This is a genomic window from Pontibacter amylolyticus (assembly GCF_014638845.1).
Taxonomy (GTDB): Bacteria; Bacteroidota; Bacteroidia; order Cytophagales; family Hymenobacteraceae; genus Pontibacter; species Pontibacter amylolyticus.
On the sequence record NZ_BMFP01000009.1, the window covers coordinates 70,134 to 90,288 of the forward strand.

Here is a 20,155-nt window from a genome sequence, read left to right on the forward strand (position 1 = left end):
TAAGGGTGCAAAGATAAGAATTAAAATTTTCAAAGCGTGAATGCGCCGCTATGTAATTAAGTTATTGTGAGCCAATGCTATACCTTATACCTGGCCACATCTTTTTAACGTGCTATACCTGAAACGCTACCCGCCATCTACTTTCTCACAAAGTCCTCGAACGAGTACTGCATATAGGCTTTTCCCAACTCAACCTGCTCGGGTGTTACCCCTTTGCCTTTGATGATGGGTTTTTCGGTCACGTTGTCGAAGGAAAGCACCTTGCCAGGCGTGATGAAGGTAAAGCCGTCCCGGAATACATAAAACGCAAAAGGATAGGAAGTTGGTGCCAGCAGGTTGCGGCCCCACTTGAAGTCCTGGTGAGGCAAGTCCAGCTGGTAGAGCAGGGTCGTGGCGATGTCGGTCTGGCTGCCAATGGTGGATATCATTCGGCCCTTTTCGGCTACGGCGCCCCCTGTCAAGATGAAAGGGATGCGGAATTTGGTGCTGCGGTAGTTGGGGTCGTCATAAGGCAGCGGATGGCCGTGATCCGCTACCAGCACGATCAGAGTAGAGTCCCACCACGTCTGCTGTCGTGCCTGCTCGATGAACTGGCCCAGCGCCCAGTCAGTGTAGTAGACAGAGTTCTTGAACTTGTCGCTTGTTTTGTCTCCCTTGAATTTGGCAGGTATAGGAATCTCGAAAGGCTCGTGGCTGCTCAAGGTATAGACGGTGCTGAAGAAAGGTTCTTTTTCACTGGAAAGGTCCTTCAGTACACGCTCGAACAGCACATGGTCATGGGCCCCCCACTTGGAGTTGTAGCTACTAGCGGGAAAATCATGCTTGTCGATCAGGCGGTCATATTTGCCGTTCTGCAGGTATGAGCGGATGTTGGCAAACTCCAACTCGCCTCCATAATAGAAGGACGTGCCATACCCGGCTTGTTTGAATACCTGGCTCAGGTAGGGGAGTTTCTCTGTTTTCTTCGGGTTTTTGATGATAGATGTCGTGGTCTGCACCGGATAGCCGCTCAACAGCGCCACCATCCCTTTCTCGCTGCGGTCGCCGCTCGAGTAGAGCTTGGTAAAGCTAACCCCCTCTTTAGCCAGTTTGTCCAGATTGGGGGTTACGCCCGGCAATCCGCCCAGATGCTCCACATACTTGGCCGTGTAGCTCTCTAGGATGATAAAGAGCACATTTGGCTTTTCTACCCGAAGAATTTTCTCGGAAGAGTCCGCAGTGGCGGCATAAAGCTCGGCCACTTTCGCGGCGGCGGATTCATGGACCATGTACTGATAGGGATTCCGCGTTTCCTCGTTGTACTTCAGCATGGTATCCATCAGGTTCCAGGGCATGTTGAGGCCGGCGTGGTTAGCGTAGGGGTTCTCGGAGAAATACACCACACTCTGGTTGATCGGTATTTGCTGCCAGCCTCCGCGCATAGGCAGTATCAGCAGAGCAGTGAACAACAGGGCTATACCTGCATACCGTAGCTTCGAGAACTTAAGGTGGTAGTTCCTGTAATCGAAAGTGAAACGGAAAAGCAGGGCGAACACCAGACTGGTAGCCAGTGCGATAATGATGAGCAGCAGGATCGGGGCTGCCGCTGCAGATGCCGCCATTTCGCCGGGTGTGTTCAGGTATAGCATGGGAGTGGAGTCGAGCCGGAAGCCCCAGTAGGTATAGAGCTCCAGGTCTACGGCCATCAACACAGACAGCAACACTAATATAGTATAGGTATAGTAGCGGATAAACTTACGCACCCGCAGTCCCGGGAACAGGGTAGTGGCCAGGATAGCCAGAAAAGGGATGGCACTCACATAGGAACTGAACGAAAGATCGAGGCGCAAGCCCTTTGCGAAAATGGTCCAAAGGTCAGTCTGCGACAACTCCTGAGTGCGGTTATCGTGGTAAAGCAGGAATATAGCCCTTGCTGCAACAAAGTAGAGCACCCAGAAAAGAAAATAGAGTGGCTGATATATTAAGCTTCGTTTCACGGCTGCAAATATACGACTAATGTGTCCTCTCTTAAACGCTGCTTGTTCAATTATAATTCAGGCCGGTTGTCTTCTGGTCACAAGTACCTCTATGAATGCTTTTATAATAGTGTTTTCCTGAGACACCCCTTTATTAAGAGGGGTCCCCTGATGTATTTCACAAATTATTTTAGTTTACCCCCTAAAAAAACATACCCTATCGGATACAACCTATTGATCTGGTTTTTACCTTTGGTCAGATTTTATACCTAACCTCTTTCTCCCCATGGCAATTCTTCGATTCAAGGCGCTCGAACTGGTAAGTCAGCGCAAACCGGCAGAGCTAGTGCTGCCAACCAGTAAAATTTCAGAGTATTACGGAGAAAACGTGCTCGGCTATTCGGCTCTCCGTGCCACCATGTCTACTGAGAATTTCAAACGACTTTGCGCTGCCATTGATGCGGGTGAAAAAGTAGATCGCATTTTGGCGGATGCCGTGGCTGCTGCCATGAAAACCTGGGCCATGAGCAAAGGAGCTACACACTATACCCACTGGTTCCAGCCGCTGACAGGCTCTACAGCCGAAAAGCACGACTCATTCTTTGACCTGACCGGTGAGGGCGACCCGATTGAGAGCTTCAAGGGCAGTGCCCTCGTGCAGCAGGAGCCAGACGCTTCCTCGTTCCCGAGCGGTGGCATACGCAATACCTTCGAGGCAAGAGGCTACACTGCCTGGGACCCTTCCTCACCAGCCTTCCTGATCGAGAACCACGGCACCCGCACGCTGTGTATACCTACAATATTCGTGTCCTATACCGGTGAGGCGCTGGACTACAAAACCCCACTGCTAAAATCGTTGAACCTGCTCAACCAGGCTGCTGTTCCGGTTTGCCAGTATTTCGACAAGGACGTAGTGAAAGTAAATACCACCCTGGGTATAGAACAGGAGTATTTCCTGGTTGACCGCGCCCTGTACGAAGCACGCCCTGACCTGGTGATGACGGGCCGTACCTTGTTTGGCCATGCGCCGGCCAAAGGCCAGCAGCTCGAAGACCACTACTTTGGTTCTATACCTAGCCGCGTACACTCGTTCATGGTAGACTTCGAAAAGTCGGCCCTGAAGCTGGGTATACCGTTGCGCACCCGCCACAACGAAGTGGCACCTAACCAGTTTGAGTGCGCCCCGACCTTCGAGGACGCCAACTTGGCCGTGGACCACAACCAGCTGTTGATGGACATCATGGACCGTGTAGCCGAGCGCCATGGGTTTAAAGTATTGCTTCACGAAAAGCCATATAAAGGCGTAAACGGCAGTGGAAAGCATAATAACTGGGCCATGAGCACCAACACGGGTGTTAACCTGTTTGCGCCTGGTAAGAAGCCCAAGGAAAACCTACAGTTCCTGACGTTCTTTGTGAACACGGTGATGGCCGTGCACAAGCATGCCGACTTACTGCGCGCCAGCATTGCCTCTGCCAGCAACGACCACCGTCTTGGTGCTAACGAAGCGCCTCCAGCTATCATGTCAGTTTTTGTGGGGCAGCAACTGACGGCAGTATTGGAAGAACTGGAGCGTACCGCCAAGGTACCAATGGAGAAGGGCGATAACATGTACCTGAAACTAGGTATAGACAAGATCCCGGAAATCCTGCGCGACAACACCGACCGTAACCGTACATCGCCTTTTGCCTTTACGGGTAATAAATTCGAGTTCCGTGCCGTAGGTTCTTCTGCCAACAGCTCTTCCTCTGTTACTGTGCTGAACACGATCGTGGCCGATCAGCTGATCGATTTCCGTGTAGCGGTGGACGATCTGATCGATAACAAAGGCATGAAGAAGGAACTGGCCATCATTCAGGTGCTGCGCGAGTACGTGGCCGCTTCCAAAGCGATCCGTTTTGAGGGCAACGGCTACTCTAAAGAATGGGAGGACGAGGCTGCCAAACGTAGTTTGTCCAACATCAAATCGACACCTCGTGCACTGGATGTATACAGCAGTGAAAATGTGCAGGACCTATTCGCGCGACACAACATCCTTTCCAGAAAAGAGCTGCACGCCCGCCACGAGATCCTGTTGGAAGATTACATCAAGAAAATCCAGATCGAGTCACGCGTTATGGGCGACCTGGCCTTCAACCACGTGATACCGACGGCTGTGGCCTATCAGAACAAGCTGATCCAGAACATTCGCGGCCTGAAGGACCTGGGGCTGGAAGACGAGTTCACAGAATCCACGCTAGACTCGATCAAGCGTATTTCCCGCCATATCAAAACGATCCAGACCAACGCCGTTGATATGATCCAGCAGCGCAAGGTGGCCAACAAGATCGAAAACGTACGTGAGAAAGCGATCTTCTACAACGAAATGGTGATGCCTTATTTCGAAGCGATCCGTACGAGCGTAGACAAACTGGAGCTGATGGTGGACGACGAGGATTGGCCACTGGTAAAATACCGCGAGCTGATGTTCAGACGCTAGCACCAAATTCCTATAAATAAAAAGAGCGCCCGTAATAGGCGCTCTTTTTATTTAGTTTCTGTTTCTGATCCAGCCGATGACTTCGCCAGCCACTTTGGCCAGTATAATAGGTAAAAGCAAAATGACCAGCGCCGTGGCAATGACAGGTCGCAGCCCCATTCGCATGATCAGTTTTCTGACCGCCTTGCTTCGTAATTCGCTCAGCATATACCGGCCGGCCTGCGTCATCGGCTTCCCTTTCAACACCTCCAGCACGCTTCGCCAGTTGCCGTGCTCAATTTGCCGTTTCAGAAAGCCCAATACGGTGTCTTTGGTGATCAGAAAGGCTTCACCCAACTGCTCCTGCCGAAGCTTGCTCCAGTGCAGGAGGGAGCGGAGTTTCACATCCGCGTTTTTAGGTATGTAGGCGCTCATGTGTATCATCTTGTTTTGTTATTAGTACAGAAAAACTGTTTGAATAGATCAGCCTTATCATCCTTAACGTTAATTTCGGAATTTTTGCAATAATATGTTCCTTTAAAATCCATTGCCAGGTAATCTGAGGTCAACTTGAAAGGCATTTCGAAGCCTTGTGGTAGGGCCTCGTCAGCTCCTACGGCAACTAGAAAGGTTTGCTTACCCTGCATGCTGCGTCCGATTTCTTTTCTAATCGTCACGATATCAGTCAGCCTGTCGAACAGCACTTTCAGAAGGCCACTCATAGCATACCAATATACAGGGGTGGCAAACACAAGCTGATCATATTGCTGCATGCGCTCCATTATGAGGTTAAACTGGTCATCTGAAGGGTAATCTGCTTCATAACGGTAATGCGATAAGTTGTAATCTAGCAGGTTCAATAGGTCGGCTCCTTCTGTGCCAAACAAGCGTGTTACCAGCTTTGCCGTGTCGCTCTCTTTCCTCGCACTGGCCAGTATAATAAGCGCTTTTGAACACATACTATTATTTAGTTATTTGATGCGGATATAAGTTATGGCGTTAATTCCGGTTTACAAATGATGATGACTTCTACTTCTTTAAAATAATGATGCTAAATTTACGCTGCACGCCTGTTGAACAAAGCAGGTCTGAAATAAGTTAAGAGAACGAAGCTATAGCGAAGGCCTGTAAGGCCTCATGTATATATGAACAAGATCTATTGCCCCAGCCTGACGGCGTATAAACGCAGAGAAACCATTGAAGTACAGATCGGCGAGGTGCCGATGGGAGCCCATCACCCGATCAGGGTGCAATCCATGACGACTGTGGACACCATGGACACGCTGGGCTCCGTGGAGCAGTGCATCCGCATGATCGAAGCGGGCTGTGAATACATCCGCATTACGGCGCCGAGCATCAAGGAGGCCGAAAACCTACGTCATATTAAAGCAGAGTTGCGCCGCCGTGGTTATAACACCCCGCTGGTAGCCGACATTCACTTTACGCCAAATGCCGCTGAGGTCGCTGCCCGTATCGTGGAGAAGGTGCGCATCAACCCGGGTAACTATGCCGATAAGAAGAAGTTTGAGGTAATCGAGTACAACGACCAAACCTACCAGGCAGAGCTGGACCGGATTCGTGAGCGCTTTGTGCCGCTGGTACGAATTTGCAAAGAGCACGGCACCGCCATGCGCATCGGCACCAACCACGGTTCCCTGTCCGACCGCATCCTGAGCCGCTATGGCGACACCCCGCTGGGTATGGTGGAGAGTGCGCTTGAGTTTTTGCGCATCTGTGAGGACGAGCAGTACTATAACATCGTCATCTCGATGAAAGCTTCGAATACGCAGGTGATGGTGCAGGCCTACCGATTGCTGGTACAGAAACTGGAAGAGGAGGGACTGAAGCCATACCCATTGCACCTGGGCGTAACAGAAGCCGGCGAGGCCGAAGATGGCCGCATTAAGTCGGCTGTAGGTATAGGCACTCTGCTGGAAGACGGCTTGGGTGACACCGTGCGTGTATCCCTGACAGAGGCACCGGAAGCCGAAGCGCCGGTGGCCAAAGCTCTCATCGACCGCTATACCTACCGGGCCGAAAAAGCCAAGCCCATTAAGCCGCTGTGCAACATTCCGATCGATCCTTTTCAATACCATCGTCGCGAAACAGCGGAAGTGGAGAATGTGGGGCACCAGAATGTTCCGCGCGTGCTGGCTGACCTGAGCCAGTTGCGCGATATACAATACGCCGACCTGAAAAGTGTCGGGCATCTGTACTCTATGCTGCTCGACAAGTTCAACATGAACGATCTGGGAGCCGACTACATCTACACAGGCGACCATCCGATCAACTTCATGCTGCCAAACGGTCTGAAGGAAATTATCAACTATGTGCCCTGGCAGTTGGTGGAAGACCAGGAGCACCGCCATCCTTTGCTCACTGTGAAGCAGTACCTGGAGGCTACGCAACTTCATCCGAAGCTGAACTTCATAGAAACCGATATCAATGGTATTTCAGAAGATTTGATGGAACGCCTGAGAGGTGACCGTACGGCTGTGCTGGTCCTGTATACCGACAATGAGCACGCTATGCCTGAGCTGCGCAAATGTTTCTTCCGCCTGATGAACAACGGTATCAACACGCCGGCCATTATCAAGCGTTCTTACGGCGCCTTAACCCCGGATGAGGTACAGCTTTACGCTTCTACGGATGCCGGTGGCTTGCTGATCGATGGACTTGGGGATGGTATCATGCTGGGCACGGAGCTGTTGCCGCCACAGGAGAAAGGCGCCTGGTTACACACAATTGAGAAGCTCAACAACCTGAGCTTCGGCATTTTGCAGGCTGCCCGCACCCGCATGAGTAAAACTGAATACATCAGTTGCCCAAGCTGCGGCCGTACCTTATTCGATTTACAGGAAACGACTGCTATGATCCGCAAAAGAACCGATCACCTGAAAGGCGTGAAGATTGGCATTATGGGCTGCATCGTGAACGGACCTGGTGAAATGGCAGACGCTGACTATGGCTACGTAGGCGTCGGGAAAGACAAAATAGCCCTGTATCGTGGACAAACTGTTGTCAAGAAATCAGTTCCTGCAGACAGGGCGGTAGATGAACTGATCGAGTTGATCCGGGAGGATGAGAAGTGGATCGAACCTGTGCAGTTGGAAGCATAGGAGCCTACTTAATGCTTCCATGCAGATTGGCAGACTGATGTAAAGAGACGTAAGTGGTTGTAGGTATAAGAGCCCACCATTTTTTTAAAATATTAAATACCGCACAATGAAAGGATTATTTGACTTCACAGAGGTGGCTACCTACTTCTTCCGCAAAAAAGACCCGAACCGCAAAAGCAATTTCAATCTCCGGGCCATGCACACCATCAACAAGATCTCGATTCTGATGTTTTTGGCGGCCATGGTTTACTTCGTGATCAAGCACTGGTAACCAGCTTTCTGCCGTGAACATCGAAGACCTCAGAGATTACTGTCTGGCGAAACCGGGTACCACCGAGGAAATGCCTTTTGACGAAGACACGCTTGTATTCAAGGTGAGCGGTAAAATGTTTGCCCTTTGCAGCCTGTCGGAATACGAAAAAGGGATAGCCCTGAAATGTGATCCTGAGGAGGCCGTTCTTTTACGAGAGCAGTATACCCAGGTACTGCCCGGCTATCATATGAGTAAGAAGCATTGGAACACTGTACTTCCTGAAGCAGGCTTAACATTGGAGTTTATCAAATCACTGATCGACCAGTCTTATGCCTTAGTAGTAGCGAAATTACCGAAAGCGCAGAAGCCTGTTTAGATAATAAAATCAGAAAAGATCGTTACAACATATTTTTTTTGGCTCTAGAATTTGCCTCAAAAAATGTGAAACCCGCACAAACCTGCATTGCATTATAACATAAGATACACTTTGTTGCCTGTTTTTGAGTGTTTTGTCCGAAAAAGTATTTGGAACATTTTAAATGAAGATTTGAGCGTGAAATTGTTGATGAGAAGATTGTAACATATACAAAAGTTTATATGTATATTAAGATCATTTTCGCAACTATTCACCCTAAATCTCACTATGCACTCTCAACAAGGAATAGGCGTTTTTGCCTACAGAAACGAATGGCAGCATGCCAGTCTTAACATTATCCTAACAAACAGTTTACTGCTTAACAGTTACGAAGAGTTTTTTAGAAAACATGACGTAACAGGCCAGCAATACAACATTCTTCGCATCTTACGCGAACACTATCCCAAACCGGTGTCCACTTCAGTATTGCGCAATTGCATGCTCGACAAAATGTCGGATACTTCCCGACTGGTTGGCCGTCTCAAAACCAAAGGATTGGTGGACGTGGAGCGTAACAGTACTGATAAGCGTCTGGTTAACATCGTAATCTCTGACAAGGGATTCAGGCTGTTGGATCATATAGGAAATAACCTGTACAAGCTCGATAACCTGCTGCAAGGACTAACCGAGGAAGAGGCAACTACACTGGCCAGCCTGCTGGCTAAAGCACGGGAGTCGATCTCCACCGCAGAGGTACGTCTCGCCGCCGCCCTTCAGCTTAATGAAGTTGTGTAAAAAAACATCTCACCACATGACAAGGATAGCTCACCAGGCTATCCTTCTTTTTTGCTACAAAAAATCAAAAGCCGCCAGATTTGGGGTCTTAGCGGCTTTTGGAAAAGTTAGTGGTAAGATGGAACTCCTTATACCACCACGTTGATGATTTTGTTAGGGACGATAATTACTTTCTTTGGTGTTTTTCCTTCCAAAAACTTGACGATCTGCTCGTCAGCCAGCACCGCCTTCTCCATATCCTCACGCGGCGCATCCGTAGCAAAGGCCATCTTTCCGCGTGTCTTGCCATTCACGGATACCGGGTACTCGAACGTATTCTCAACCAAATACTTTTCATCCCAGGCCGGGAACGGAGCGAAGGCGATACTCTCGCTATGGCCAAGCTTTTCCCAAAGCTCCTCGGCGATGTGCGGCGCGTATGGGGCCAGCGCAATGGTCAATGGCTCCAGAATAGCTCGCTTGTTTGTTTTGAAAGGCGTCAGCTCATTTACGCAAATCATGAACGTGGCAACGGAGGTATTGAACGAGAAGCGCTCGATGTCTTCCTCCACCTTCTTCACGGTTTTGTGCAGCGATTTCAACTCTGCGGCTGTTGGTTCTTCGTCTGACACGGCGAAGTTACCATCGTTGTCATGGAAGAGCTTCCAGAAGCGCTTCAGGAACTTGGTTACGCCGTCCATGCCATGGGTATTCCAGGGCTTGAACTGCTCCAGCGGGCCAAGGAACATTTCGTACATTCGCAGTGTGTCGGCCCCGTTGCGCTCCACCAGTATATCCGGGTTCACCACATTGTACTTCGATTTCGACATCTTCTCGATCTCCACACCACAGATGTACTTGCCGTCTTCTTCAGATATAAAAATTGAATTTTCATAACCAGGACGCCATTTTTTGAAATCTTCTATATTAAGAATGTCATCTTGAACCAAGTTAACGTCCACATGACTAGAGTAAGACATTAAAATGTCGACGTTATCAACATCAGGAAATTCGCTCTTCACAGCAGCCTCCAAATCTATCAATTTAGACTTAATGTATGATTTGACTTCTTTATCATCTTTTTGAAGCCTATCGTGTATCGTTTTTGATATAAATATTTCGGGCAGGCCGTAAGTTTCTAAATCATTTATGTCTTCCGTTGATTCATTAGCTGCATCAAAATGTCTGGTGACAACTAAAACCAATTTATACACAAAATTCGAACGTCCCTGAATCATACCTTGGTTGATCAGCTTTTTGAACGGCTCTTGCTCTACCACCAGCCCCAGATCGTACATAAATTTGTTCCAGAAGCGGGAGTAGAGGAGGTGACCTGTGGCATGCTCGGCACCACCCATGTAAAGGTCCACATTGCGCCAGTAGGCTACCTTGTCTTTGTCAGCGAAGGCCTGATCGTTTTGCGGGTCCATGTAGCGGTACCAGTACCAGCTCGAGCCTGCCCAACCCGGCATGGTGCTCAACTCATACTCATATTGGTCGTTATATTTCCAGCCCACAGCACGGCCCAGAGGTGGCTCGCCTGTCTCGGTTGGCAGGTAGGCGTCGATCTTCGGTAACTCCAATGGAAGCTCGTTTTCGTCGAGCAAGTGTGGTATACCGTCTTTAAAGTAAACGGGCACCGGCTCACCCCAGTAACGCTGTCGGCTGAACACCGCGTCGCGCATGCGGTATTGCGTGCGGCCTTTGCCTACGCCCAGCTCTTCGGCTTTGGCTATACCTGCATTGATCGCATCCTTCACTTCCAGCCCGTTCAGGAAACCGGAGTTGATGATCTTTCCTTCTTTGGCGGCATAGGCTTCTTCTTCCAGGTTGCCGCCGGCTACCACTTCCCTGATCGGCAGGTTAAAATGTTTGGCAAAGGCATAGTCACGCGAGTCGTGTCCGGGAACAGCCATCACGGCACCAGTACCGTAGCCAGCCAGCACGTAGTCCGCGATCCAGATCGGTACACGCTCTTCAGAGATCGGGTTGATGGCATAGGCTCCTGTAAACACTCCGCTTACGGTCTTCACATCCGTCATACGCTCACGCTCCGAACGGTTCTTAGCCACGTTTACGTAGCGCTCCACTTCAGCACGCTGCGCATCGGTCGTAATTTCATTTACGAGTTCGTGCTCTGGCGCCAGCACCACAAAGGTGGCACCGTAGATCGTGTCGATGCGGGTCGTGAATACCTTGATCTTTTCAGAGGCGCCGCCCTCTACGGCAAAGTCCAGCTCGGCGCCTACAGACTTACCGATCCAGTTGCGTTGCATTTCCTTCACCGGATCTGGCCAGTCAATGGTGTCGAGGCCCTGCAAGAGGCGCTCGGCGTAGGCGGTAATGCGCATCATCCACTGGCGCATCAGTTTGCGCTCCACTGGATAACCACCGCGCTCTGACACGCCGCCCACTACTTCGTCGTTGGCCAGTACTGTGCCCAGGGCAGGGCACCAGTTCACGACGGCGTCGGCTACGTAGGTCAGTCTGTACTTCAGGAGCATATGCGCTTTCTCCTGCTCGTTCATGGCTTTCCATTCTTCTGCCGTGAAGGCCGGGGTGTCTTCGTCGCAGGCAGCATCTATACCTGCATTTCCATTTTTTTCGAACGAGGCGATCAGCTTGTCGATGGACTCGGCTTTGTCAGAAGCGTAGTTATAGTAGCTGTTGAAGAGCTGCATGAAGATCCACTGCGTCCATTTGTAGTAGCTCGGATCAGAGGTGCGCACTTCGCGCTCCCACTCGTAAGAAAAACCAATGTTCTTCAACTGCTCGATGTAACGGCCAATGTTCTGCTCGGTCGTGATGGCCGGGTGCTGACCGGTCTGGATGGCGTATTGCTCGGCTGGCAAACCAAAGGCGTCGAAGCCCATGGGATGCAGCACGTTAAATCCTTTGGCGCGTTTGTAGCGGCTCACGATGTCAGAGGCGATGTAACCGAGTGGGTGCCCTACGTGCAGACCCGCGCCAGAAGGGTAGGGGAACATATCCAGCACATAGTACTTCGGTTTGTCGGTGTTTTCGGTGGCTTTAAACGTCTGATTCTCTTCCCAGTAGCGCTGCCACTTTTTCTCAATCTGATTGAAATTATACTCTGACATAGTTTATCGTGTATTCGCTTGATCAAAACAAGCTGCTAAGATACGTTAAATGGCTAAATTGTTAAATGGTTGAATTGTTAATTGTTGAATTGCTACATTGTTAGTTGGTTGAATTGTTAGTTATTAGTGGTCGTGCGATAGGTATAGGTATAGGTATAGGTATAGCTCGGCCTTGATGACATATTAAAAAGGCGGTTGTGATGTACCAGGTATAGGCCTACCGTTTAGCAATAGAAATACTTAGGGTTAATTTGCTCCCAAATTCTGGAGTGCGAATTTTTGCAAATCAAAATTCTTGGGTAATGACCATTTAACAATTTAACAATCAACAATCAGCAATTAGCAAGCAAAAAAGTACCTTTGCATTTTGAAGCAAAACGGAATAAAATGGAAAAATACGATCTGCTGGATGTGCCGCACCTGATCTACGTGATGGACCCAATGTGCTCCTGGTGCTATGGCTTTGCGCCGGTGCTGCATCAGCTCAAAAAGGAACAGGAGGGCAAGCTGAATTTTAAGCTGGTGCTGGGCGGTTTGCGACCGGGTACGACAGAGCCAATGGACGAAGAGATGAAAGCCGCGGTGCAGCAACATTGGCAGGAAGTCGAGAAGGCCACCGGACAGCCATTCGATTTCGGCTTTTTTGAGCGCAACAGTTTTGTGTACGATACAGAGCCTGCCTGCCGCGCCGTAATAACTATGCGCTACCTGTTGCCGGAGAAGGAACTGGAGATGGCTGAAGAAGTGCAGCGCGCTTTTTATGCCCGCAACAACAACGTGACCAAAGCCGAAGTGCTGGCTGAGATCGCGCTGGGACTGGGTATAGCAGAAGACACTTTCCTGGAGAAGTTTCACTCCGATGAAATGAAAGAGAAGAACCAACAGGACTTCCTGATCGCACGCCACCTGCAGGCCAATGCTTTCCCAAGCGTATACCTGCTCGTCGGGCACAACCTGAGTCTGCTGAGCCGTGGCTATCGCCTGTACGATGCCATGAAAGCCAAGCTGGAAGAAGCGCTGAAGGGAAGCAGGCCATGAAAACGGCCGTCTGCCACCTCACCAAAAGGCACCTCCCCTTAAACCAACTGGTACTGGGAGCCACTATTCATCGGCCGATCTTCAAGCTGATTCAGGCCGACTACCCCGACTTTACCGATGAGTCGTATGTGGCGATAGGCAATCTGAACGTGTACCGCAAAAAGTACCTGGAGCAGATGTTGGAAAAAGAACTGGGTGAGATTTCAGAGCTGGAAAAGGAAGTGCTCGACAGCATTCAGGAAAACGAGCTCTTATCCAGCAACATCGAGGAGGAGTTACGGGACAATCTATCGGTTGGAGACCGGATGGCCGATCGGATTGCGACATTTGGTGGCAGTTGGGGCTTCATTATGGCTTTTTTTGGGTTCATTCTCGTCTGGATGCTGGTGAACGTATACCTGCTTGCCACACGCTCTTTTGACCCATACCCCTTTATATTACTCAACCTGATCCTGTCCTGTCTGGCGGCCATACAGGCACCCATCATTATGATGAGCCAGAACCGCAAAGAGGCAAAAGACCGGCAGCGATCGGAATACGATTACAAAGTAAACCTGAAAGCGGAGTTGGAGATACGACTGCTGCATGAAAAGATTGACCACCTGATCGTACACCAGAACCAGCGTTTGCTCGAAATTCAGGAGATTCAGATTGAATTAATGGAGGATATCCTGAACCGCTCCAGAAAATAATCTCCTTCTTTGCGTCTTTTTATACATCCAGGCGTCCCCTTTCTGAAACCTTATAGTTGACAGAAATGGATTCTTTTAAAGCATTTTTATTCGGGGTGACCTTGGCTGTTGCCGTTGGTCCTATTGCAATTCTAATTATAAATCGCGGCCTGGTGTACGGCTTTCGGAGCGGCTTGCTAAGTGGGGTAGGGGCTGCGCTGGCAGACTTAACCTATGCACTCGTGGCTTTTATGGTAGGCTCTATCATCGTGAGTTACCTCCATATGAATCAGGTATATTTTTCCTGGGTAGCTTCCGGGGTCCTGATCATATTCGGTATGTGGATGTTGATCGGTAGCCTAAAAGTAAGCGCCCCAACAAGAGATTCAAATAATTCGGCTATTCAAAAAGGGGATTTTGGCTATCTGACTTCCACCTATTTGCTCACAATGGTCAACCCGCTCACTATCATTGCTTTTGTTGGTTTTTCAGGACAACTGGTCAAGCCCAGTTTTGGGGTATGGCAGGTCTTAAGCATGTCCATCGCCATATTTTTAGGCAGCATCATTATTCAAACAATACTGGCAACTTTTGGCGCATCATTAGGGAGGTACATCCAAAATCCCAGGGCTATCCAATTGCTTAACATCATCAGTAGCCTGAGTATAATCGGGTTTGGGGTAGTGGGTATGCTAAAGGTATAGCTTATTTGCTAACACTAATCACAGTGGCAAGTGGGTTTACGCCATTCCACAGTCCTTGACTTTCGACAGGTATAAAACGGGCAAAAAGCTCTTCGCTGTACCACTTCTCGGCGCGTGTCCGTTTGATCACCTCTTTGTGCAGTGCGCTTTGGTAAGCATAGGATTTCATGGCTTCCATCGACTCCCATACACTGAACGTAGCCTGCCGGATGAGCGGAATCTCACCCAGCCCGATTGAACAGATCAGCCCTTTTGCTTCATCCAGTGACTTACTTACTTTGGGGGTGAAGCGCCAGAACTGCGGCAACGCCAGCCAGTTAATGGAGGCCCGGGTGAGCACCGCCACCGGACCGTCGTGCTGCTTTTCTGACAGCTGCGGCGTAAAAGGCTGCAACCCGTCCCAGAGACCGTGTGCCTGGGTCGGCAGTAGTTTCACGGTCCAGATCTCGGAGGCGTGCAGGCGGTACTCCAGCATCAGCTCGGACCGCTCCAGAAACTCGTCGGCCGCCTCTTCGCTTTCCCACGTGCACATCAGCCCATACCTTCTAAAGTTGGGCTTGATGCTGAAGCCTTTGCCCTGGCCGCTGCCGAGCAATTTGTAAAAAAGTAATCCTGGAACCTGGTTTAGTTCGGCTCCTTTGGTGCCCATTTGGGCCAAACCCCAACGGATGTGGCCTTTCCGAAAACCGAAAAGCGTTAGGGTGGTAAGTCGGTCAGACTGTGGGATAACTCGTCGCAAGGGTTCGGCTTTAATAGTGAGTACTAATGCAATTTACAAAAGGAATAAATCAAAAACACCTGCCGAACGGTAATGTTTGGCAGGTGTCTCCTTTATTTTCGACTTGTTGCTATACCTACAGGTTGATCTTCTTATTCTCGCCCGGGTCGTAGCTTTCGCCAGACAAAGTTGACTTAACAAAACCGATCAGGTGGGTAACGGCGCTATTGGGGGAGTCCCAGTATTCAGCCTTTTCAATGTCTACCCTGATTAGACCGATGTTCGGGTCATCTTTCCCGCCCTTGAACCAAGCCTTCAATTCCGGTGACCAAAGCTCTTCTATCTTGGCTCTGTCCTTGCTTAGCTTCGCCTTTCCTGAAATAGAAACATAGACATTGTCCGATGGCTTTGAATAGCTCAGATTGACGTGGGAGTCGTGCACGATTTCCTGGGACTTACCTGATTCATAACCTGTAAAAAACCATATCACCCCATCTTCACTTATTTTTTGAGTGCTCATGGGGCGGCTTCTCAGACTTCCATCGTCATCAATAGTCGTCATCATGGTATAATCAATGTCCTTAACCAAGTCTATCAGCTTATTCAGATTCTCTTTTTGTTCGTTATTCATAGTGATATGTTGTAAATTGGATTAGTATTTGAGTACGGGTGCTTTCATCAAAGAGTTTGTTAGCCTCTGCCCAATTTCCTTACAACCAGGCATCGAGCAAGATGTTTAAACAAATACGTAATCACGCCGAACTGATTTGAACTACCTGGCCCACATTTTTCTCTCCGGCGACGACGAAGCGCTCCTGATAGGTAATTTTATTGCGGATGCCGTGAAGGGAAAACAGCTGGAGCTATACCCGGAAGGTATAGCCCGGGGCATCCGGCTTCACCGCATGATTGATACCTATACCGACACGCACCCGGTCGTGAGTGAGACCAAAGCCCGCCTGCGCCCGCACTTCCGCAAATACGCCCCTGTGGTGGCCGATCTGTACTTCGACCATTTTCTAGCCAGCCGTTTTACTGAGTTTTCCTCTGAACCTTTGCAAGCCTATACTTCCCGCATCTATACCTTGATTGACCGGCAGCTGCCGAACCTGCCGGAGCGGGTGCAGTACTTTTTTCCCTACATGATGCGGCAGAACTGGCTCTTATCCTATGCCGAGGTATCAGGTATAGCACAGGCCCTCGGCGGACTGAGCAGACGGACTTCGTTTGAATCCGGTATGGAAAGGGCGGGAGAGGAGTTGCTGGAGAACTATACCTTGTACGATGCGGAATTTTCGCTCTTTTTCCCGGAGCTGATCGCTTATGTAGAAGCGGTGCTGCCGGAGTTGAAATAGAAATTTGACAAAGGAATGTTTGACAAAGGTTTTAGTACAAGGGTTGTTTAAAAAAAGACAAAGGACATTTCGGGAGGTCATGAATCTACTTAGGAAGGTATAAGACCAGAGTTCAGTTCATCTCATGCAAGGATATTCCTGTTATACCTATAAAACAAGAAGAGCCGCTATACCTGCGGCTCTTCTTTTGTGTTTAGCAATTCGGCTTTTCAAAAAGTGAATTATGGCTTCAAAAGTCTTTTGTCCTTTGTCCAATAGTCCTTTGTCAAAAAGACTAGTGGTGATGCACACCGCCTTCGCCGTGGACGTGTCCGTGGTCCAGCTCTTCGGTCGTTGCCTCACGCACTTTTTCTACTTTGCCTTTGAAGTAAAGCTCTTTACCGGCAAGCGGGTGGTTAAAGTCCATCAGGATGGCGTTTTCTCTTACTTCGGCTACGCGGCCCTGCAGCTGGTTGCCCTCGCTGTCCGCCATCGGAATGAAGTTGCCTACTTCCAGCATGTTCTCCGGTATACCGCCTTCTACTTCAAACACGCTCATTGGCAGCTCCACTACCGCGTTCTGGTCAAACTCACCGTAACCGGCTTCTGAGTCCAGTTTAAACTCGAAATTGTCACCGGCGCTCTTGCCGTCCAGGTTTTCTTCGAACTGGTCTGGCAGGCCGCTCATGCCGTATATGAACACCATTGGATTTTCTGTATTGGCAGTTTCAACGAGGGTTTGCTGACCGCCTTCGCTTTGAATATGAAGCTCGTAAGTAAGCGTCACCACTCTGTTTTTTTCAATTTTCATTATGCTGTATTTTGGTTTTGTATCAGAAAGGTAAAAAGATTTACCGGAGAAGCATAACCCCTGCGGCTGAACTTGCATGACCTTCTGACGATGAATAAATTAAAATCTAAACTTATACCTACGCTAAGGAAGGCTCTCAGTTAACTCCCAGGCACTTTTATAGGCCCCTATGCTTTCGACATAGGCGATCAAGGCAGCGAAAAACGGGTTGGTGGAAAGCGTAGCGCTGTCTCCTACAATGATCAGCTTGCGACGGGCGCGGGTCATGCCCACGTTCATGCGTCTTTCATCCGCCAGAAAACCAATCTCACCACGCTCGTTGCTGCGCACCAGGCTCATACATATGATATCGCGCTCCTGTCCCTGAAAGCTGTCCACGGTGCCAATGCTTAACTGGCGTTTCTGGTGCAAGTCGTGCAGGCGCGGGGTATGCTCCACTTTGTCCTGCAGGTAGTTGATCTGGGCCCGATATGGCGCAATCACCCCAATTTTCAGCGGTGCTACTTCAGCATCCTCGTCGTAGTCTTTCAACAGGTTTGAAAGATGATTGAGCAACAGATCGCCCTCCTCCGGGTTGGCAGAACTCATGGTGTCGGGCATTTCGGCTTCGTTATACCCACAGCCAGCCGTGTCAATGAACTCCACTGCCATGTCGGGTGCGAAGATGGTGCTATACCCATGCAGCTCGGCGCTGTGCACGCTTTCATGCGCCACCAGTTCACCGCCGTAGAACTGCTGGTTCGAGAACTGCATGATGTGGTGGTGCATGCGGTACTGCGTCTTCAACATCACCGATACCTCCGGCTGCCGGTTGATGCACTTCTCAAACAGGGTCACGCTCAGGCCGCCTTTGTCGGCATCCAGTGATTTGATGGTAGGAGGCAGCTGGCAATGGTCACCGGCCAGCACCACCCGGTTCGTGCGGCTGATCGGAATCCAGCACGCCGGCTCGAGGGCCTGTGCCGCTTCGTCGATAAACACGGTGTCGTAGGTCAGGTGGCGGATGGCTTTGTTGGCCGCGCCCACCAGGGTACAGGTAATCACCTGCACATTGTCCAGAAGGTCTTCGGTAATGTAATGCTCCACATTGTCGGCTTCCTCGAGCAGGCGGTGGCTTTCGTTTTTGTATAGCTGGCGCTGCGCGCGCTCCTGGTGCCCGAACTTGCGCTTGAACTGGAAGGCCATGCGCTTGTACTCTTCAGCCGTCTTTCGCAGATTTTTGAGGTCTTTGTATGCCCGGTGCGCCATCACCTGCGCATCCAGGGTATGCTCCAGGAGCACATCCGACACGCGCGACGGATTGCCGATGCGGATCACGTTCACGCCTTCATTGGCAAGCTTTTCGGTGAGCAAGTCAACGGCCGTGTTGGAGGGAGCTGTTACCAGCAGGCGTTTCTGCGATTTCAGGGTATGGAGGATGGCCTGCACGAGCGTCGTGGTTTTGCCAGTGCCCGGAGGTCCGTGGATGATGGCCACATCCTTTGCCTGCGCAATTTTCTGCACGGCCTCGTTCTGCGATTCATTCAGCACCTGAATCTCTTCCAGTTTCTCGTCTGTGAAAGTGGCGGGTTTTATACCCAGCATGATGTCGCGGAGCTCGGCCAGCCGGCTGCCTTTGGCCTCCTGCACCTTCTTCATGGCGATCTCCATCTCGCGGTAGCTGATCTCGTCAAAGGTCAGCTCGATGCCCATACGCCCGGTCCCCACCCAGTCGGGCAGGTCTTCTTTGTTGGTGGCCAGGATCACCTTGTTGCGCTTGACGCCCAGTACTACGCCACTCAGGCTGGATTTTTCACTGCTATTCACGAAAAGCGCTGCCGTTTTGCCGGGCTGGAAAAGGTGTAGTTGATCGCGGTCGGAGGTACGCTCCAGCTCAATCACCACCTTGTTGCCAAAACCGATCTCTTCTTTTGAAATCACGACTGGATACCAGCAAAGGCCCATTTGCTTGCGCTCCGTGATCGTGCTTTTCAGTGCCTTCAGCTTGTATTGCTGCCGGTCTTCTTCCTGTTCAATTTTCAGCAGGTCCTGTACCTGCCGCAGTTCTTCAAAAATATCGATCATGCGTATCTAAAAAAGAAAGGCTGGGTATGTAGCGCCAGCCTTTTCCATAGCTTTTGTCTTGTTTTCTATACCTGAAAGGGTATCGTTTTACAACAAAAAGCGTGTGCTAAATAATTCCGCCGCAACAGGCTGTTTCCTATACCTGTGGCAACTATACGGCCTTAAGCCTTCTTACGTTTTTTTGGCGACTTTTTGCTGCTCAACCTAACCTGTAGGAACACGGCATAGAGGAAAAAGAGAAAGGCAGCACCACCCAGTATGGCGATCACGCGGTCTTTGCCGTAGCGCACCTCATCGGTCGCTTTCAGTTGCTCTTTCAGGTCCAGAATTACGCGCTCCCGTTTCTTGGCCTGGCTTTCCAGGGTGCTGATCTGCCCTTTGAGGTCGGTGATCTGGTTGTTGATCAGGCGTTCGTCCTGTTGGTTCATTTTGCCGGCCCGCTGGCTCTCTACGGTGCTTTCGGCGATCCGGCGCACACTGGCTTCCTTCACGGCCGCGATCAGCTCAGAGTCTTTTCGGATGATCTCTTTGAGGGTATCGATGATGTTGAGAAGGTCTTTTTTGGATTGCTTGCCCCAGAAGTTGCTGTTTTGCCCGCTGTAGTACTGGTACTCCAGAATCAGCTGCTCGCGCTCGCCCATCAGGCGGCTAAGCTTGTCCTCTTGCGGTGTTGCTTGTTCCTGTGCCTGCGCGCCCACAAACCAAAGGCAGCAAATACAAATAGCCAGTAGTTTCTTCATCATCATAAAAAAGGGAAATGCTTTAATCTATCACGCAAATATGGCCATCCTTATTGGATT

Annotated in this window: 18 protein-coding genes; 9 read left to right on the forward strand and 9 right to left on the reverse strand. The window is 50.1% G+C overall.

Features of this window, described 5'->3' with window-relative positions:
- Nucleotides 1-137: 137 nt before the first annotated feature.
- Nucleotides 138-1,976 (reverse strand): LTA synthase family protein, encoded by a 1,839-nt coding sequence (locus tag IEV97_RS18805; RefSeq protein WP_188503035.1) that lies wholly within the window; start codon nt 1,974-1,976, stop codon nt 138-140.
- Between the two features lie 265 nt (nt 1,977-2,241).
- Between IEV97_RS18805 and IEV97_RS18810 the strand changes: the two genes are divergently transcribed.
- Nucleotides 2,242-4,434 carry a glutamine synthetase III family protein gene (locus tag IEV97_RS18810; protein WP_188503036.1) on the forward strand — a complete coding sequence of 731 codons (2,193 nt, stop codon included), beginning with the start codon at nt 2,242-2,244 and terminating at the stop codon, nt 4,432-4,434.
- Nucleotides 4,435-4,485: 51 nt separating this feature from the next.
- Here the strand turns inward: IEV97_RS18810 and IEV97_RS18815 are convergent, their stop codons facing one another.
- Nucleotides 4,486-4,857: a hypothetical protein gene (locus IEV97_RS18815; protein WP_188503037.1), complete on the reverse strand. Its 372-nt coding sequence runs from the start codon at nt 4,855-4,857 to the stop codon at nt 4,486-4,488.
- Nucleotides 4,854-5,372, reverse strand: coding sequence for a flavodoxin family protein (locus tag IEV97_RS18820; RefSeq protein WP_188503038.1), 519 nt, complete (start codon nt 5,370-5,372; stop codon nt 4,854-4,856). The genes IEV97_RS18815 and IEV97_RS18820 overlap by 4 nt, the downstream gene beginning before the upstream one ends.
- A 186-nt stretch (nt 5,373-5,558) precedes the next feature.
- Between IEV97_RS18820 and ispG the strand changes: the two genes are divergently transcribed.
- From ispG to IEV97_RS18840, 4 genes are all read left to right on the forward strand, one after another.
- Nucleotides 5,559-7,532, forward strand: coding sequence for a (E)-4-hydroxy-3-methylbut-2-enyl-diphosphate synthase (ispG, locus tag IEV97_RS18825; RefSeq protein ID WP_188503039.1), 1,974 nt, complete (start codon nt 5,559-5,561; stop codon nt 7,530-7,532).
- 106 nt (nt 7,533-7,638) lie between these two features.
- Nucleotides 7,639-7,803 carry a DUF6728 family protein gene (locus tag IEV97_RS18830; RefSeq protein WP_188503040.1) on the forward strand — a complete coding sequence of 55 codons (165 nt, stop codon included), beginning with the start codon at nt 7,639-7,641 and terminating at the stop codon, nt 7,801-7,803.
- A 13-nt stretch (nt 7,804-7,816) separates the two neighbouring features.
- Nucleotides 7,817-8,161: an MmcQ/YjbR family DNA-binding protein gene (locus IEV97_RS18835; protein WP_188503041.1), complete on the forward strand. Its 345-nt coding sequence runs from the start codon at nt 7,817-7,819 to the stop codon at nt 8,159-8,161.
- A 267-nt stretch (nt 8,162-8,428) separates the two neighbouring features.
- The gene (locus IEV97_RS18840; RefSeq protein WP_188503042.1) at nt 8,429-8,935 is read left to right on the forward strand and encodes a MarR family winged helix-turn-helix transcriptional regulator; all 507 of its coding nucleotides are present in this window, start codon (nt 8,429-8,431) and stop codon (nt 8,933-8,935) included.
- A gap of 128 nt (nt 8,936-9,063) precedes the next feature.
- Here IEV97_RS18840 and IEV97_RS18845 read toward each other — a convergent pair whose 3' ends face one another.
- Nucleotides 9,064-12,015 (reverse strand): leucine--tRNA ligase, encoded by a 2,952-nt coding sequence (locus IEV97_RS18845; protein ID WP_188503043.1) that lies wholly within the window; start codon nt 12,013-12,015, stop codon nt 9,064-9,066.
- Between the two features lie 387 nt (nt 12,016-12,402).
- Here IEV97_RS18845 and IEV97_RS18850 point away from each other — a divergent pair, with 387 nt between their 5' ends.
- The 3 genes from IEV97_RS18850 (at nt 12,403) to IEV97_RS18860 (ending at nt 14,428) form a co-directional block, all read left to right on the forward strand.
- Entirely contained in the window at nt 12,403-13,053 is a 651-nt protein-coding gene (locus tag IEV97_RS18850) for a DsbA family protein (protein ID WP_188503044.1), read from the forward strand.
- Entirely contained in the window at nt 13,050-13,745 is a 696-nt protein-coding gene (locus tag IEV97_RS18855) for a DUF1003 domain-containing protein (protein WP_188503045.1), read from the forward strand. Before IEV97_RS18850 ends, IEV97_RS18855 begins: the two co-directional genes overlap by 4 nt.
- 65 nt (nt 13,746-13,810) lie before the next feature.
- Complete coding sequence (locus IEV97_RS18860; protein ID WP_188503046.1) at nt 13,811-14,428, forward strand: LysE family translocator; 618 nt, start codon at nt 13,811-13,813, stop codon at nt 14,426-14,428.
- A gap of 1 nt (nt 14,429) precedes the next feature.
- On the opposite strand, the gene IEV97_RS18865 is transcribed toward IEV97_RS18860, so the two are convergent.
- Entirely contained in the window at nt 14,430-15,167 is a 738-nt protein-coding gene (locus IEV97_RS18865) for a spheroidene monooxygenase (protein ID WP_188503047.1), read from the reverse strand.
- Nucleotides 15,168-15,282: 115 nt separating this feature from the next.
- A complete protein-coding gene (locus IEV97_RS18870) occupies nt 15,283-15,777 on the reverse strand; it encodes a pyridoxamine 5'-phosphate oxidase family protein (protein WP_188503048.1) in 495 nt (164 codons plus the stop codon).
- A 136-nt stretch (nt 15,778-15,913) separates the two neighbouring features.
- On the opposite strand from IEV97_RS18870, the gene IEV97_RS18875 reads away from it, so the two are divergent.
- Nucleotides 15,914-16,501 (forward strand): acyl carrier protein phosphodiesterase, encoded by a 588-nt coding sequence (locus tag IEV97_RS18875; protein ID WP_188503049.1) that lies wholly within the window; start codon nt 15,914-15,916, stop codon nt 16,499-16,501.
- Nucleotides 16,502-16,775: 274 nt separating this feature from the next.
- On the opposite strand, the gene IEV97_RS18880 is transcribed toward IEV97_RS18875, so the two are convergent.
- From IEV97_RS18880 to IEV97_RS18890, 3 genes are all read right to left on the reverse strand, one after another.
- Nucleotides 16,776-17,291, reverse strand: a complete 516-nt coding sequence (locus tag IEV97_RS18880; RefSeq protein ID WP_188503050.1) for an FKBP-type peptidyl-prolyl cis-trans isomerase — start codon at nt 17,289-17,291, stop codon at nt 16,776-16,778.
- Between the two features lie 123 nt (nt 17,292-17,414).
- The gene (locus tag IEV97_RS18885; protein ID WP_188503051.1) at nt 17,415-19,355 is read right to left on the reverse strand and encodes an AAA domain-containing protein; all 1,941 of its coding nucleotides are present in this window, start codon (nt 19,353-19,355) and stop codon (nt 17,415-17,417) included.
- A gap of 161 nt (nt 19,356-19,516) precedes the next feature.
- Entirely contained in the window at nt 19,517-20,101 is a 585-nt protein-coding gene (locus IEV97_RS18890) for a coiled-coil domain-containing protein (RefSeq protein WP_188503052.1), read from the reverse strand.
- Nucleotides 20,102-20,155: the final 54 nt, after the last annotated feature.

Bases quoted from the DNA above. Each gene is read 5' to 3' on its own strand.
- IEV97_RS18880 (WP_188503050.1), bottom strand. From the start codon at position 17,291: ATGAAAATTGAAAAAAACAGAGTGGTGACGCTTACTTACGAGCTTCAT.
- IEV97_RS18820 (WP_188503038.1), bottom strand. From the start codon at position 5,372: ATGTGTTCAAAAGCGCTTATTATACTGGCCAGTGCGAGGAAAGAGAGC.
- IEV97_RS18855 (WP_188503045.1), top strand. From the start codon at position 13,050: ATGAAAACGGCCGTCTGCCACCTCACCAAAAGGCACCTCCCCTTAAAC.
- IEV97_RS18885 (WP_188503051.1), bottom strand. From the start codon at position 19,355: ATGATCGATATTTTTGAAGAACTGCGGCAGGTACAGGACCTGCTGAAA.
- IEV97_RS18810 (WP_188503036.1), top strand. From the start codon at position 2,242: ATGGCAATTCTTCGATTCAAGGCGCTCGAACTGGTAAGTCAGCGCAAA.
- IEV97_RS18870 (WP_188503048.1), bottom strand. From the start codon at position 15,777: ATGAATAACGAACAAAAAGAGAATCTGAATAAGCTGATAGACTTGGTT.
- IEV97_RS18830 (WP_188503040.1), top strand. From the start codon at position 7,639: ATGAAAGGATTATTTGACTTCACAGAGGTGGCTACCTACTTCTTCCGC.
- IEV97_RS18815 (WP_188503037.1), bottom strand. From the start codon at position 4,857: ATGATACACATGAGCGCCTACATACCTAAAAACGCGGATGTGAAACTC.
- IEV97_RS18850 (WP_188503044.1), top strand. From the start codon at position 12,403: ATGGAAAAATACGATCTGCTGGATGTGCCGCACCTGATCTACGTGATG.
- IEV97_RS18890 (WP_188503052.1), bottom strand. From the start codon at position 20,101: ATGATGATGAAGAAACTACTGGCTATTTGTATTTGCTGCCTTTGGTTT.
- IEV97_RS18840 (WP_188503042.1), top strand. From the start codon at position 8,429: ATGCACTCTCAACAAGGAATAGGCGTTTTTGCCTACAGAAACGAATGG.
- ispG (WP_188503039.1), top strand. From the start codon at position 5,559: ATGAACAAGATCTATTGCCCCAGCCTGACGGCGTATAAACGCAGAGAA.
- IEV97_RS18845 (WP_188503043.1), bottom strand. From the start codon at position 12,015: ATGTCAGAGTATAATTTCAATCAGATTGAGAAAAAGTGGCAGCGCTAC.
- IEV97_RS18860 (WP_188503046.1), top strand. From the start codon at position 13,811: ATGGATTCTTTTAAAGCATTTTTATTCGGGGTGACCTTGGCTGTTGCC.